This is a genomic window from Frankia sp. CcCS3, assembly GCF_977927575.1.
Genome location: NZ_CDWRCL010000011.1, coordinates 23,944 through 39,625, shown reverse-complemented (window position 1 = coordinate 39,625; position 15,682 = coordinate 23,944). Strand labels below are relative to the sequence as shown.

11 protein-coding genes are annotated in these 15,682 nt (G+C 71.1%); 10 read left to right on the top strand and 1 reads right to left on the bottom strand.

From position 1 onward, the window contains the following. Window positions 1–1,560, bottom strand: a 1,560-nt coding sequence (locus AC08OQ_RS02215; RefSeq protein WP_476611883.1) for an NAD-binding protein, incomplete at its 3' end; no start/stop codon positions are given. Window positions 1,561–1,793: 233 nt separating this feature from the next. Here AC08OQ_RS02215 and AC08OQ_RS02210 point away from each other — a divergent pair. The 10 genes from AC08OQ_RS02210 to AC08OQ_RS02165 all read left to right on the top strand — a co-directional run bounded on the left by AC08OQ_RS02210 (window position 1,794) and on the right by AC08OQ_RS02165 (window position 15,632). Beyond that, the gene (locus AC08OQ_RS02210; RefSeq protein ID WP_476598828.1) at window positions 1,794–2,702 is read left to right on the top strand and encodes a DUF262 domain-containing protein; all 909 of its coding nucleotides are present in this window, start codon (window positions 1,794–1,796) and stop codon (window positions 2,700–2,702) included. After that, window positions 2,680–4,920, top strand: coding sequence for an ADP-ribosylglycohydrolase family protein (locus AC08OQ_RS02205; RefSeq protein WP_476598826.1), 2,241 nt, complete (start codon window positions 2,680–2,682; stop codon window positions 4,918–4,920). The genes AC08OQ_RS02210 and AC08OQ_RS02205 overlap by 23 nt, the downstream gene beginning before the upstream one ends. Before the next feature lie 161 nt (window positions 4,921–5,081). After that, entirely contained in the window at window positions 5,082–5,759 is a 678-nt protein-coding gene (locus tag AC08OQ_RS02200) for an AMIN-like domain-containing (lipo)protein (protein ID WP_462186655.1), read from the top strand. A gap of 318 nt (window positions 5,760–6,077) precedes the next feature. Beyond that, window positions 6,078–7,598, top strand: coding sequence for an aldehyde dehydrogenase family protein (locus AC08OQ_RS02195; RefSeq protein ID WP_476598823.1), 1,521 nt, complete (start codon window positions 6,078–6,080; stop codon window positions 7,596–7,598). An 85-nt stretch (window positions 7,599–7,683) separates the two neighbouring features. Continuing rightward, on the top strand, window positions 7,684–8,694 hold the full coding sequence (locus tag AC08OQ_RS02190) for a zinc-dependent alcohol dehydrogenase (protein ID WP_476598821.1): 1,011 nt from the start codon (window positions 7,684–7,686) through the stop codon (window positions 8,692–8,694). A gap of 97 nt (window positions 8,695–8,791) precedes the next feature. After that, entirely contained in the window at window positions 8,792–9,994 is a 1,203-nt protein-coding gene (locus tag AC08OQ_RS02185) for an NAD(P) transhydrogenase subunit alpha (protein WP_476598819.1), read from the top strand. Window positions 9,995–9,998: 4 nt separating this feature from the next. Then, entirely contained in the window at window positions 9,999–10,361 is a 363-nt protein-coding gene (locus AC08OQ_RS02180; protein ID WP_462186644.1) for an NAD(P) transhydrogenase subunit alpha part 2, read from the top strand. Beyond that, the gene (locus tag AC08OQ_RS02175) at window positions 10,358–11,779 is read left to right on the top strand and encodes an NAD(P)(+) transhydrogenase (Re/Si-specific) subunit beta (RefSeq protein WP_476598818.1); all 1,422 of its coding nucleotides are present in this window, start codon (window positions 10,358–10,360) and stop codon (window positions 11,777–11,779) included. The genes AC08OQ_RS02180 and AC08OQ_RS02175 overlap by 4 nt, the downstream gene beginning before the upstream one ends. Before the next feature lie 351 nt (window positions 11,780–12,130). Further along, window positions 12,131–13,219, top strand: coding sequence for a DUF3616 domain-containing protein (locus AC08OQ_RS02170; RefSeq protein ID WP_476611882.1), 1,089 nt, complete (start codon window positions 12,131–12,133; stop codon window positions 13,217–13,219). Window positions 13,220–13,397: 178 nt separating this feature from the next. Then, the gene (locus AC08OQ_RS02165) at window positions 13,398–15,632 is read left to right on the top strand and encodes a tetratricopeptide repeat protein (RefSeq protein WP_476598814.1); all 2,235 of its coding nucleotides are present in this window, start codon (window positions 13,398–13,400) and stop codon (window positions 15,630–15,632) included. Window positions 15,633–15,682: the final 50 nt, after the last annotated feature.

The following is a 15,682-nucleotide window of genomic DNA, read 5'->3' as shown; positions in this document are numbered from 1 at the left end:
CCGCCGGGCGGCGCTGCGGGCCGCCCGCGCCCCCCGCAACTCCTCGTGCGCCTCCCGGGCCGACAGCACGGCCTCCAGGTTCGCGACGTCGTCGCTGGTGAGCACGGCGATCGTGGCGGCATGGGCGAGGCCGGCCTCCAGCAGCGTCGAGCGGACGGTGGCGTCCCCGATGATCACGGGCACCCCACGTTCACGGGCGACGGGCAGGTACCGGTTGTTCTCGTCACGCTCGATCACCACCACATGCCGGCCCGCGCGCACCAGGCCGTTCATCGTGGCGACCCCCACCGAGCCGAGCCCGCATAGGATGACATGGCCACGCACCGCTCCGGCCCGCCCGCGTCTCATCACCCGCTCCAACCGACGGCTGATGATGATGTTGGTAATGAACGCATAGACGACGGCGATCGACAGGGCGCCAAGCAGCATCAGTCCGATGCCGAACATCTGCAGCCACTCGTCGGCGGCGCCGAAGTTGAAGTCGCCGTAGCCGACCGTGGCCATCGTCGCGACCGTGAGGTAGAGCGCGTCCAGCGGGCCGAACTCGGCGGGTGCGGACTCATTGTGGCTGGCGTAGGTCAACCACAACACAACCGTACCGACCATCATGACCGTCAGTACGGCGGCGAGCGCGAACCGGAAGGGTGGGTCGAGCTCCCCACGGATCATCGAGACGATCTCCCGGAACCTGGCCACCGTACCCCGCCAGACCCCCCGAACCCCCCGGGGCTCGCCGGGATCGCCATGATCGGCCGAGCCGCCGGCCAGCGCGGCGAACAGCCGCGCGTCGTGCAGGCCCGCGACCGTCATGCCCCGCTCGTGGAACTCCGACAGCCGCCCGAGGAGCGTCAGCCGGTCGCCGGGGCGCAGCGAGACGTCGCGGGGCGGGCAGAGCTCGGGGAGGCGCGCCCCCGCGCGGCGCAGCGAGATCGGGGTCAGATCGCCATAGCGGGCCCGGAAGGCATGCCGGCCTATGATCGACTCCTCGATCACCGCGAAGACCTCGGCATCGGACCGTTCGTCCATCGGGAAGGCGTGCGTCACGTCCGAGCGGACGCACGCCTCGACGAAGCTCGGCCCCGCGAGCTCGGCCCGGTTCAGCACCCGGACCTGGCTGAGCGCGTCCGCGAGCTGGTCGCCGAGCTGGCGGTTACTGATGGCCACGACGAGCCGGACACCGGGGGCCGTCTCGGCCGCGACCAGCGCTGTGCCCAGGTTGTCGAGGTCCGTCTCGTGACAGGACACGACCGCGAGCGCCGCGGCGATGCCGGCCTCGCGCAGCGCCCCGGCGCCACGGGTACTCTCCACCAGGACCCGCACGCCCCACCGCTCCACCCTGCGCCGGGTGGCGGGGGCGACCCGATCGTCGATGGCCACCACCGTCACACCCGACGCCCGGAGCTGTTCGGCGAGCCGGAGCCCCAGGTTGCTCAGCCCGCAGCCAATGACGTGACCCGACGGGTCGGAACCACCCGAACCACCGAAGGCACCTGAACCTCCCTGACCGTTGACGGTGCCATTGCCTCCGGTCGCGCCGGAACTTCCAGAACCCGCTGCCATGCCACCCCCTCCAGCACGCCGGACCGGTCCCGTCCCACTCATGCCTCGACCGGACCATCCTCAACCGAATCGGTCCGGGGCCGATCAACACCGCTCGGCACGCCGTGGCGCCGCAGCGCCGTGGGCACCTGGCCGGTCCTCGCCGGACCCGGCCGGGATCGGGCGCGCCACGGGAGGAACAGGCACCGCGCTGACCTGGGATATGGGGATTCGTCCGCGGCCGCCAGTTTCTCATGCCGGCCCGCGGCGACGGCCAGGCACGGACCCGGTGGGCGGATCCGTCGCCTCCGATAGTCTTTTCCGACGGTGAGTGGCAAAACGGTTCGGATTTGGCTAAACAGGCAGGGCGGAGAGCGACAGCGAAGGCGAACGAAACTACTCTGGGTGAACTCCTCCAGGGTCAGTGCCAGTATGTCGTCCCGTTGTATCAACGCCCCTACAGCTGGGAACGCGCCAACCTGCGGCAACTCTGGGCCGACATCACGAGCGTGGCCGCCGCCGGTCCAGCGGCAACGCACTTCCTGGGTTCGCTGGTTCTCGCGCCGAGCCCGTCGACGACGCCAGCCGGAGTGGCGATCTGGCTGGTGGTGGACGGTCAGCAACGGCTGACGGCGCTGAGCATCCTGCTCTGCGCGATCCGCGATCATGTCCGAGATGACGATCAGATGCTCGCGGCGAAGATCGACGATCTGTACCTCATGAACAGGTACGCGGCCGGAACCGAACATTACACTCTGCTACCGACGCGAGCCGGCCGGACCGCCTGGACCGCTCTCGTCGAGCGGTCGCCGGAGGCAGGAGGCCGGGCCGGGATTGGCGACGCATACCAGTTCTTCCGCAAGGAACTCGCCGCGTTGCGCGACGCCGACGACCCGCTGGATGCAGCACTGATCGAGCAGGCCATGGTCGGTCAGCTCGCAATCGTGGAGATCGCCGCGCATGTCGACGACGACGTCTACCGCATCTCGCTCAACCACACCGGCCGCCGGCTCACCCAGGCGGACCTGCTGTTCAGCCGGATTCTCGATCCGGACCGGGAGGAGGACCCGGTCCTGCGGCAGGCCCTACACCGGCTGCGCCGGTGGGGGGGCGGACGTCGTCCGGCCGACCGTCCTACACGTGCTGATCGCGCATGCGAATGACCGTCTCGACGCCACCGAGGCCGCCGCGGCACTCCGGGTGGTGGAGAGCTACCTGGTGCGGCGGATGCTGGTCGGCATCGCGAGCGCCAACAGCAACCGCATCCTCATGTCGCTCGTCAAGGAGCTCGGCGACCAGACGCCGACCGCCGCCGCGATCACGCGGGTTCTCTCCGGCCCGCGTAAGAAGTTCCCGACCGATCAGCTTGTGAAGGAAGCCGTCCTGCTCAATCCCTTCTACTGGACCGGGCGCGGCCCTCAGCGCACCTATGTGTTGCGCGGCCTGGAAGAGGACTACGAGCATCTCGAACCGGTCGACTGGGGCGTGAAGCTGACGGTTGAACACATCCTCCCCCAGTCATTGTCGAGACCGGGATGGAAAGCGGTTCTCGACGCCGATGCCCACGAGGGTGAGACGCGCGACGAGCTGCACCGCAGGCTCGTCCATACTCTGGGCAATCTGACGCTCACCGCCTACAATCCGAAACTCGCCGACCACGAGTTCACCGAGAAGAAGAAGCTGCTGGCCGACAGCGGGCTGGCGATGAACCGAGAAATCGCCGGTCAGGACAGGTGGGGTCGGGAGGAGATCCAAAATCGCGGCCGGGCGCTCGCCGAGCGGATCGTGAAGATCTGGCCCGGCCCGGACGAGTCCGTGGTCCCGCCACCCCAGGACCAGCGATGGACCCTGATGATCCGGGTACTGGCTGCGATCCCACCCGGCCGCTGGACCAGTTACTCCGACGTCGCGGAGGTGATCGGGTCCCACGCCGTCGCGGTGGGAGCCAAGCTGGCCAGCGCCCGGATCTCCAACGCCCACCGCGTCCTGCTCCTGAACGGTTCCATCTCCCCGGACTTCCGCTGGCCCGATCCGGAACGCACCGACGATCCACGGGAGATCCTGGCCGCCGAGGGTGTCATTCTCAGCAGGTCGGGCCGGGCACTGGCCCGCCAACGCATGACCGCCGCCGAACTCGCCGCCGCCGCCGATCTCGAAGCCCCGGAAGAGAGCCAGGGAACCGCCGCCGGAACCAAGGAACGTCTGTTGGCCGCCCCGGCCGCCCGGTCCGCCGTGGGGCTCGCGGTCAGCCTGTGGCCATCAGAGCGGCGTGCGGCGGCGCCCACGGACGATGCGAACTCCGGCCTCTCCTACCAGGACCGGGTCCGGGGCTGCCTGCTGGGCGGGGCGTTGGGAGACGCGCTCGGTGCGGCAATCGAATTCCATTCGCTTGACGAGATCCGACGGGAGTACGGGACGGCGGGGGTCATCGGCCTCACGGCCGCCTACGGGGTACACGCTCCGTTTACAGATGACACCCAGATGACGCTGTTTACCGTGGAGGGTCTGATCCGGGCCTCGGTCCGCAGCCGCTCCCGGGGCATCGCCGATCCGCCCGCGGTGCTGTGGCGCGCCTACCAGCGTTGGCTCACGACGCAGCGGCGGACCGGTCCGGCCGCCGGGGAGATGGACGGCTGGTTGGCGGCGCAGCAGCTGATGTATGCCCGGCGCGCTCCGGGGAACGCCTGCCTGTCCGGGCTGGGGCGCCCCGAGACGGGCACGCTCGCGCGGCCGGCGAACCCCGACAGCAAGGGGTGCGGGGCGGTGATGCGCTCGGCCCCGTTCGGGCTGCTCCGGCGGGGCCCGGAAACCTCCTTTGACCATGCGGTCGAATGCGCCGTGTTCACCCACGGTCATCCCTCCGGGTACCTCGCCGCAGGCGCGTTCGCGTGGATCGTCGCCGCGATGGTGGACGGCGCGAGCATCACCCAGGCCACCGCATCGGCCCTCGGCCGCCTGTCGGCCGAACGCGACGGCAAGGAAGTGGCCAGAGCTCTGCGGGCGGCTCTCGGAACGGCAGCGGACGGTGCGCCCAGAGCGGAACGCGTGGAATCGCTGGGCGCCGGCTGGGTCGCCGAGGAGGCGCTGGCGATCGCGGTGTACTGCGCGGTGGCGGCGCCCGACGATCCGCAGACGGCGCTGCTCGCGGCGGTCAACCACTCCGGCGACAGCGACTCGACCGGCGCGATCTGCGGGAACCTCGTTGGCGCCGCCCTGGGTGAGCCGGCACTGCCGGCAGCCTGGCTGAAGGAGCTGGCGGGCTATGAGCTGGTCGGGCAGGTCGCGGACGATCTGGTAACCGAGATCGAGAACACCGCGACCGTCTCCGACGCCTCCGGCGCGGCCACCCCGTCCTGGTCCACCCGCTACCCCGGGAGCTGAGCTCACGCACATCAGATCTCCCATCGGTTCGAGCCGTGCCGGCGCTCCGTGGTGCTTCCGGCTCACCTGCTCGGGGGGACGTTAACCCGACCGTCCCCCTGCCGAAGGTCCCTTTCGGCCACCCGGGACGGCGAGGTGAGCTGGGCGGCGAGGTGAGTTACATGAAGGTGCGGATAACAACGGGCCGGCGATGGATCGGGGCGGTGGCGCTGCTGGCGGGCGCGCTGCTCGTGCTGCTGGGATGTGGCGGCGGTGCCGGTGGCGGCGGCTCCACCGACATCACCACGTCGAAGCCATCGGTGTCCGGCACCTCGCCGGCGCCTTCTCCGTCCGTGTCCTCCCGCTCGCCGGGTGGACCGGTGGTGACGTCGCCTTCCACAACCGCGACGCCGCGGGAACCGGTCTGGTCGAGCGAACCGCGCCGCGTCGAGCATCCGCTGTACGGTAACGCGACGGTCGTCGCAGTGCGCAGCGCGCACAACGTCGCCGGCGGGATGGCTTTCGATCGGCTGACGATCGAGCTCCAAGGGCAGATCCCTGGCTACGAGGTGCGTTACGTGGCCGAGGTGCTGTCGCCAGGCGAGGGCGTTGCGGTCCCGCTCCGGGGGCAGGCGTTCCTGGAGGTGGTGCTGTTCCCGGCCGTGGCCCACGATGAGACCGGCAGGTCGACGCTGCGCACACCGCAGGCCGGCGGCGGGCTTCCCGCGCTTGTCCAGTATCGGATGACCGGCGACTACGAGGGATACGTCCATTTCGGCCTGGGGGTCGACGATCGGGTCGGCTTCCGGGTGCTCGAACTGTCGAACCCGTCGCGTGTGGTGATCGACCTCGCCGCCTGAGGTCTGCCGGTGAAGTCTGCCGGCCGGCCTCGGCCCGTGACCTGTCGCGCTTCCCTGGCGCGGGCAGTTCCCTCTTTGCCGTCGCCGGTCATCGAGCCACACCGCGCCGCACCCCGAAAACCCAGCACAACAGCATGATCAACTTAGGCTGCCCGGCACTGGCCCGGGAACGGCCCGTTCGGCATCGGGGGTCAGGACCTTCCGCACCCGCTGTCAGGACTGGCGCGATATGGGGTGCTTGGCCTCGGCAGAGAAACATACGTGCCGGTCGGGGCACGTCGGAAGGCGTGCCCGCCCTGTGGAGACCGGGAGGCTGTCATGACGTACGTCCCACCTGGAAAACCAGGCAGTATCGTCCATGTTACGGACCGGTACGAGAACTTCATCGGCGGAAAGTGGCTGCCGCCGCGGGCCGGTAAATATTCGACCAACCTTAGCCCGGCCACGGCGCAGCCGATCTGTGAAATACCGCGGTCGGCGGCGGAGGATGTCGAGGACGCCCTGGACGCGGCGCACGCCGCCGCCGGCTCCTGGGCCGCCGCGTCCCCGGCGGAGCGGGCCGAGGTGCTGACCGCGGTGGCGGATGCGATCGACGCCAACCGGGAGATGCTCGCGGTCACGGAGAGCTGGGAGAACGGCAAGCCGGTGCGGGAGACGCTGGCTGCCGACATCCCGCTGGCCGCCGACCACTTCCGGTACTTCGCCGCGGCGGCGCGCACCCTGGAGGGGTCGATCTCCGAGATCGACGGCAAGACCTACGCCTATCACTTCCACGAGCCGCTCGGGGTGGTCGGGCAGATCATCCCCTTCAACTTCCCGCTGCTGATGGCGGCGTGGAAGCTGGCGCCCGCGCTGGCCGCGGGTAACTGCTCGGTGATCAAGACGGCGTCACCGACGCCGTGGTCGATCCTCAAGCTCGCCGAGGTGATTCAGGACGTCATCCCGCCCGGCATCGTCAACATCGTCAACGGGCCCGGCGCCGAGGTCGGCAGGGCCCTGGCCACCAGCCCGAAGATCGCGAAGATCGGCTTCACCGGTGAGACCACGACCGGCCGGCTGATGATGCAGTACGCGGCGCAGAACATCATCCCGGTCACCCTGGAGCTGGGCGGGAAGTCCCCGAACATCTTCTTCGAGGACGTCCTGGCCGCCGACGACGCCTATCTGAACAAGGCGGTCGAGGGGCTGGTGCTGTATGCGTTCAACAAGGGCGAGGTGTGCACCTGCCCGTCCCGGGCACTGATCCAGGAGTCGATCTACGACGAGTTCATGGCGCGGGCGCTGGAACGGGTCGGCCTGATCCAGCAGGGCAACCCGTTGGACCCGGCGACGATGCTGGGCCCGCAGGTCTCCGCGCAGCAGCTGTCAAAGATCGGCTCCTACGTGGACATCGGCCTGGCTGAGGGCGCCGAACTCCTGGCCGGTGGGCACCGGACGCAGCTGGCCGGAGAGTTCGCGAACGGCTACTTCTTCGAGCCGACGCTGCTGAAGGGCCACAACAAGATGCGGGTCTTCCAGGAGGAGATCTTCGGCCCGGTACTGGCTGTCACCACCTTCAAGGACGAGGCCGAGGCGTTGGCCATCGCCAACGACACGCCTTACGGGCTCGGTGCCGGCGTGTGGACGCGGGACGGTGCCCGCCAGTTCCGGATGGGCCGGGGCATCAAGGCCGGCCGGGTCTGGGTCAACTGCTACCACCAGTATCCGGCGGGCGCGGCGTTCGGCGGATACAAGGTGTCCGGCATCGGCCGCGAAAACCACCGGATGATGCTGGAGCACTACAGCCAGACCAAGAACATGCTGGTCAGCTACGACGAGAACGCGCTCGGCCTGTTCTAGGGTCTCGGATTTCAGGGTTTCAGATTCCAGGGTTTCGGAGTCCATTGGCATTTCCCACCGACAATTCCCCTGACTGGAGGATGTTATGAAGGCAGCAGTTGTCACCGATTTCCGGGCACCGTTGCGTATCGAGGACCGGGACGTCCCGGTGCCGGGGCCGGGGCAGATCCTGGTGCGGATGGAGGCCAGCGGCCTGTGCCACACCGACATCCACGCGGCGCGCGGTGACTGGCCGGTGAAGCCGACTCCCCCGTTCGTCCCGGGTCACGAGGGCGTCGGCGTGGTCGAGGCGGTGGGCGCCGGGGTGACCGGGCGCGCGACCGGCGACCGGGTCGCGATCCCGTGGCTCGGTCATGCCTGCGGGCGCTGCCGCTACTGCGTCGGCGGCTGGGAGACGCTGTGCGAGAGCCAGCGCAACAGCGGCTACTCGATCGACGGTGCGTTCGCCGAGTACGCGGTGGCCGACGCGGACTACGCGGTGCCGGTGCCCGGTGATGTGCCGTCGTTCGACGCCGCGCCGCTGACCTGCGCCGGCGTGACCACCTACAAGGCCGTCAAGGTAGCCGGGGTGACCCCGGCCGAGACGGTGGCCGTGTTCGGCATCGGCGGGCTGGGCCACCTGGCGTTGCAGTACGCCCGCATCGCGGGTGGTTTCACCGTCGGGGTCGACGTCACCGAGGCCAAGCTGGAGCTGGCCACCGAACTGGGCGCCGACCACGTGGTGAACGCGCGGACCGCCGACCCGGTCGAGGCCATCCAGCGGCTGGGCGGCGCCGACGTGGCGGTCGCGCTCGCCGCGTCGCCCCGTTCGTTCGAGCAGGCGTTCGCGTCGCTGCGGCGCGGCGGCCGGCTGGTCTGCGTGGCCCTGCCGGCGGATGGCACGATGTCCATCCCGATCTTCGACACGGTCCTGAAGGGGATCACGGTCAAGGGATCGATCGTCGGCACCCGCAACGATCTGGCCGAGGTGTTCCGGCTGCACGCGGCCGGCCGGACCAGGGTGATCGCTTCCGGCCGGAAGTTGGACGACGTCAACGCCTGCATGGACGAGGTCCTGGACAGCAGGGTCCCGGCCCGGCTGGTGTTCGAGTTCTGATCTGGCCCGTTCCGACCCGGCCCGCACGGCCATCGGTCCTCATCCCCGCCCCAACGGGGAAGAGAACACGAGGAGAATCCCGAAAGGGGGAAAGACCATGAGTCCGCTTACTGTGGGCGTGGCCATGGAGACCGCGCCCGGCGAGCGTCGGGTGGCCATGGTTCCGGAAGTCGTGGGCCGATTGGTCGGCTCCGGTCTCGACGTGCTCGTCGAGACCGGAGCCGGACGTGGCGCGTGGTTTCCCGACGGCGCCTATGCCGAGGCCGGCGCCACCGTCGTCGCGCGGCGCGACCTGTTCGCGCGGGCAGACGTGGTAGTGTCGGTCAGCCTCCCGGACCCGCAGACGCGCGCGTTGCTGCGCGGCGGGCAGACCCTGGTAGGGCTGCTGGTGCCGTTGCTGCAGCCGCAGGTGATGGCGCAGCTGGCCGGGGCGGGGGTGACCGCGGTGAGCCTCGACGGGCTGCCGCGGACGCTGAGCCGGGCCCAGTCCATGGACGCGCTGACCTCTCAGGCGAATGTGGCCGGGTACAAGGCGGTGCTGGTCGCCGCCGACGCCTACCCGCGTTATTTCCCGCTGCTGATGACGGCGGCCGGTACGGCCCGGCCCGCCGAGGTGCTGGTGCTCGGCGCGGGCGTGGCCGGGCTGGCCGCGATCGGCACGGCCCACCGGCTCGGCGCGGTCGTCCGCGGTTATGACATCCGCCCGGAGACGCGGGGCGAGGTGACCTCGCTCGGTGCGAGTTTCCTCGACCTGGGTGGGCCCGACCTGGGTGAGCCCGATCTGGGCGGGGTGGCCGGCGGAGCGGGTCAGGGTGGCTATGCCCGGGCGCTGACCGCCGAGGAACTGGCGGGCCAGCAGGAGGCGCTGGCTGCCGCCGTCGCCCGCCACGACGTCGTCATCACCACCGCTCAGGTTCCCGGCCGCCGGCCACCGCTGCTCGTGACGGAGGAGGCGGTCAAAACGATGCGGCCCGGGTCGGTCGTCGTGGATCTCGCCGCGAGCCCCCTCGGGGGCAATGTGGAGATCTCCGTGCCGGATGAGACGGTGGTCACCGCGGGTGGCGTCACCGTGATCGGCGCCGGCAACCTGCCGGCCCTGATGCCGGCCGCGGCGTCGGCCGCCTATGCCCGCAACGTTGCCGCGTTGCTGGGCCATCTGGTCCACGACGGCGCACTCACCATCGACACCGCCGACGAGATTCAGGCCGGGGTCGTCATCACCCACGCCGGCCGGGTCGTCCACCCCGCCACCGCCGCCCTGCTGGCCGGCGGCTCCGCGGAAAGCCAGTCTGGAGCGTGAGGACATGACCGAGACGTTGGTCACCAACCTGACCGTCCTCGTCCTGAGCCTGCTGGTCGGGTTCGAGGTCATCAGCAAGGTGCCGTCCACCTTGCATACACCGTTGATGTCCGGCGCGAACGCGATCCACGGCATCGTCGTCGTCGGCGCGATGCTGGTCGCCGCGACGGCGCACACCCCGCTGGGCTACGTCCTGGTGTTCTTCGCCGCCGCGTTCGCCGCGATGAACGTGGTGGGCGGCTACGTGGTGACGGACCGGATGCTGGAGATGTTCCACCGGCGCCCGGCCGCGGAGCGAAGCCGGCTCGCGGAGCGGAACCAGCCGGCAAGGGGGAGCCAGCCGGCAGGGGGGAGTGAGCGGTCATGAGCGGCTCGGACACGGCGATCCGCCTGCTGTTCCTGGCCGCGGCGAGCTGCTTCGTCCTCGGCCTGCACCTGATGAACTCGCCCGCGACTGCCCGCCGGGGCAACCAGCTGTCCGCGGCCGGGATGGTGGCGGCCGTCGGGAGCGCCGTCGGGCTGCTGGCCCGGGACGGCGTCATCACCGCTACCGGCCTCATCGTCCTGATCATCGGTGTGCTCCTGGGATCCGGCGCCGGCCTGTACGCGGCGCGGACCGTGCGGATGACCGCGATGCCGCAGCTGGTCAGCGTGTTCAACGCGGTCGGCGGCGGCGCGGCGGCGCTCGTCGCGTTCGCCGAGGTGGTGCGGTTGGGCGGCGCGGCCGGGCTGGCCGGGGCCTCCGGTCAGACCACCGTGACCGTCGGCCTCGACGCCGTCATCGGCGCGGTGACCTTCTCCGGCTCGCTGGTGGCCGCTGGCAAGCTGCAGGGCCTGATCAGTGGCGCGCCGGTGCTGTTCCGCGGCGCCCGACTGCTGAACGCCGCGCTGGCCGCGGTCGCCGTGACCGGCGTGGCGGCGATCGTCACTGGTCACGGTGGGACGATCGCGCTGTCGATCGTCGCGGCCGCCGCGCTGGGCTTAGGCGTGACGATGGTGCTGCCGATCGGCGGCGCGGACATGCCGGTGGTGATCTCGCTGCTGAACGCGTTCACCGGGACGGCCGTGGCGATGGCCGGTTTCGTGCTTGACAGCACCGTTCTCGTTATCGCGGGCGCGCTGGTGGGGGCGTCCGGCACCATCCTCACCGTGCTGATGGCCGAGGCGATGAACCGGTCGATCCCGGCCATCATCGTCGGTGGTTTCGGCACCGCGGACTCGACCGGAAACGCCGGCGCGGCGGCCGCGGCCCCCGTGCGGTCGGTCGCGGCGGACGACGCGGCCCTGCAGCTGGCGTACGCGTCGAAGGTCATTATCGTGCCCGGCTACGGGCTTGCGGCGGCGCGGGCCCAGCATGAAGTCGTCGAGCTCGCCGACCTGCTCACGCAGCACGGGGTGGACGTCTGCTACGCGATCCACCCGGTCGCCGGCAGAATGCCGGGCCACATGAACGTGCTGCTGGCCGAGGCGCACGTTCCCTATCCGCAGATGAAGGAACTGGCCGAGGTCAACCCCGAGTTCGCGCAGGCCGATGTCGCCCTGGTCGTCGGCGCCAACGACGTGACCAACCCGGCGGCCCGCCGTCCCGGCAACGCGATCTCCGGTATGCCGATCCTCGACGTCGACCAGGCGAAGAGCGTCATCGTCATCAAACGCTCCATGGGCCACGGCTACGCCGGCATCGACAACGAGCTGTACACCGACCCGAAGACCGGAATGCTCTTCAACGACGCGAAAGCCGGCCTGAGCGCGCTCACCGCCGCCATGAAGACACTCGTGCACTGACCTCCCCGGCGGTCCGTCCTCCCCGGCGGTCCGATGATGCTGCTCGGTCTCTTGGCAGATGGTTCACCAGGCCGTACCCTGAGCGATCCTGGCTGCACGTGGGGGCCTGCCCGACGCGACGGAAGGTGTAAGCGGCGCTGACGCTCGCAGGATCGGGACCACCTATCGGGTCCTGGACACCCACCCGGATAAGCGCCGGGCCAGCACTACGCTCCGGTCGGCGGTGGGGATTCCTGGAAGGGCCGCTTCGGAGCAACCGGCGGAGAAACCCGGGGCGAACCGGCGGGGGGACGAGGAGTGGCGAGCGCGGGAACGACGCAGGGTGCGGGAACGACGCAGGATGAGGCACCGATGACCGCGAAGGCGATTCCGATCCGGTTCGCCGACGGCGCCGGGGTGGTCGACGTCGCCGAGTCGTTGTCCACCCTGAAGGGGGACGGCCGGTGCCTCTGGCTCGCCGGTGACGAGACGGTCACGATCGAACGGACGACCCTGTCGCCGGCCGGCGACGGCTTCGCCGATCACGTCAGCTTCTCCGTCGCGGACCTCCTTCCCCTGCCGGAGGAGCCCGCGGACGACGGCACCCAGCTCGAGATCGACCTCGAGGGCATGGACCGGCATGGCGACTATCTGTGGTTCGTCGGGTCGCACAGCCTGGCCCGCAAGCGGGTCCGGCCCCAGCACGCGACCGAGCAGGCCCTGGCCCGGCTGGCGAAGGTGAGCAGCAACGCCAACCGCTACCTGCTCGGGCGCATCCCGGTGGTGCGGGTCGGCGGCCTGCCGACCCTGGTCGCGAGCGCACCCGACCCGGCCTCGCCCGGCGGCGGCAGGCTGACCGCGGCGGCGCTCGGACTGTCCAAGCCCACCCGGTTGACGAAGGCGCTCAAGGACGACGACCATCTCGGCCGCTTCCTCAAGATCCCGAGCAAGGACAACGGGCTGGACGTCGAGGGCCTGGCCGTCGTCGGTGAACGGATCTACCTGGGGCTGCGGGGGCCGGTGCTGCGGGGCTGGGCCATGGTCCTGGAACTGCGTCTCACCGAGGGAGACGGCCAGGACCTCCTCCTCGCGCCGATCGACGGGGACGGCCGGTATCGCAAGCACTTCCTCGACCTCGACGGGCTGGGGGTGCGCGACCTCCTCGCCTCCGGCGATGACCTCCTGCTCCTCGCCGGCCCGACGATGGACCTCGACGGCCCGGTGCGGATCTACCGCTGGCGCGGGGCCGCGCAGGCCCCCACGAGCGTCGTGGTCACCGACGAGGCGATCGAACGCATCCTGGACCTGCCCGTCGGCGAGGGCGACGACCATCCGGAGGGGATCGCCCTGATGCCCGGCGACCCGTCATCGCTCCTTGTCGTCCACGACAGCCCGGCCGCACGCCGACGCCCGCACCGTCACGAGATCCTCGCCGACGTCGTCCCGCTGCCGCCGGGCTGAACGTCACGCACCCGCGGTGGGACCTTGCGTGACGGAAACGGGGGACGGATCGGAGACCGGACGGGAAAACCTCTGGACGGTCGGGCGATCCGCCGGAGAATAGCCGCGGAGGATATGCCCACGGGATGACGTTCCGTCCTGCTCATCGCTGCCGCTCGCCGCTGCTCAAGGGACGCACGTGTACGACGAGGTCGACCTGGACGCCATCACCACCAACGCGGATTTCGGCCGTGCACTGACCATCGTGCGCGAGCGCGCGGGGTTGAGCGTGCGGGAGGTGGCGCGCGCCGTCAACGTGCCGGCCAGCACGGTCGGCGGTTACTTCGGTGGCTCCCATCTCCCCGGCCTCAGGTCGGCGAACCTCGTCGAGAACATGCTGCGGGCCTGCCGGGTGGACGACCCCGACGAGATCCGCCACTGGGTCGAGACGTGGCGTCGGGTCCGGCGCGGAGCTCACGGTCGCGCGGACCCTGGCGGCGACCGGATCGGCACCGGGGACCGGATCGGCACCGGACAGGACCCGTCGACGGCGGTCACGATCAGGCCGCCGGTCCAGCGGCTCACCCACCTGCCCGCGATCCGCGGTCGAGACGGCCTGCTCGACCTGCTGGCCGGGCAGCTCCCCGCCGGACGCAGGCACGCGGTCACCGGATCCGACGCCGGTAACGGGCCGGTCCTCCCCCGGCCTGACGTCCCTCGACCGGACGTCCCCGCACCGGACATCCCTGGCTCGGATGCCCCTGGCTCGGATGCCCCTGGCTCGGATGCCCCTGGACCAAAGGGCGTTCGGCCCGACGCCGACGGGGCACGGGTCCACGTGCTGCACGGGCTCGGCGGCGTGGGCAAGAGCACGGTCGCCCTCGCGCTCGCCCGCACCGCGCTCGAACGACGGGTGCGGACCTGGTGGATCAGCGCCACGGGGCCCGGCGCGGTGCGCGCCGGCATGACCGCGCTGGCCGTGGAGCTCGGCGCGCCCCGCCACCAGCTGTGCACGGGCAGCCTGTCCGACCTGGTCTGGCGGCTGCTGGCGGACAGCGGACGGCTGTGGCTGCTGATCCTCGACAACGCCGACGATCCGGCCGGCGACCTGGCCCCACCCGGCGGCGACGTGCTCGACGGCACCGGATGGCTGCGGCCGGTCACCCACCCCCACGGAATGGTCGTGGTGACGACGCGCAGCCGGCTGGACTGGGAGGGCCCGTCGCCCGTCGGCGGGACCGCCCGGTCCTGGCTGCGCCTGCACCCGCTCGGCCCCCTGAACGCGGCGGACGCCGGGCTGGCGCTGCGCGACCTGACCGGGGCCGAGCCGGGTCCGCTCGCCGCGGCCGAGAGCCTCGGCCGCCGGCTCGGCGGGCTGCCCCTGGCACTCGCCCTGGCGGGCCAGTACCTCGCCGAGGCGCGGCGAATGCCGGCCGGACTCGGTGGACCGGCGGTCCCGCGGACCTACGCCGACTATGAACACGCGCTCCAGACGGGCGGGCACCAGGCCCTGCTGCGCGGCTTCGGCGGTCCCGGCGGCGCTGGTCGTCGCCGGGAACGCGAGCTCATCGGGCCGACCTGGGAACTGTCGCTGGATCTCCTCGCCGCGCGGGGCCTGGAGCAGGCCCGGGCGCTGCTGACCCTGCTCGCCTGTTTCGGCGGGGACCCGATCCCGTTCGGCCTGCTCCTGTCCGCGGCCGTCCTCGCCGCGTCGCCGCTGTTCCCCGGCCTGCGGGCGACCGAGCGGTGGGAGCTGATCCGCGCCCTGGCCGGCCAGGGGCTGATCGAACACACGACTCCCGGCGACCCCGCCACCGCCCGGTCCGCGGCTTCCCGCCCGGATCCCCGGGTCGCGCATCAGCTGGTCCTCCACCCCCTGGTGCGCGACAGCTTCGGCCAGGCCGCGCACACCTCCGGCCGCATCGCCGACTACCTCGACGCGCTCACCGCCCTGCTCACGCGGGCGACCCGCGCGCTCGATCCGCGGGATCCGGCGACGTGGGACCGGTGGGCGATGCTCGCCGGTCATGCCACGGCCGGGCTGGAGCTGCTCCGCGCCCGGCGGCGGTGGGGCCTCGACGACCTTACCGAGGCACAACTGCCTCCGCAGCTGCTCACCCCGGCGACCCTCGCCGCCCGCTACCTGCGCGCGACCGGCCGGCTCGCCGAGGCGGACGCGGCGTACAGCTCCGTCTGGGAGACCGGCGCCCACCTGTTCGGACCCGATCATGCTGATGTCCTGTCCGTCGCGCACGACCTGCACCGGGTCCGCGCCGCCCAGGGCCGGCGCGAGGACGCCGAGAGCGGCCTTCGCATGGTGCTCGACGACCGGTTGCGCATCCTCGGCCCCGAGCATCCCGACACGCTGACGACCCAGCACTACCTCGGCCGGACGCTGCGCGAATCGGGTCGGCACGGCGAGGCGCTGCGGTGACTCACCCACACGCTCACCACCCGTGAACGGGTCCTCGGGCCGCGGCACCG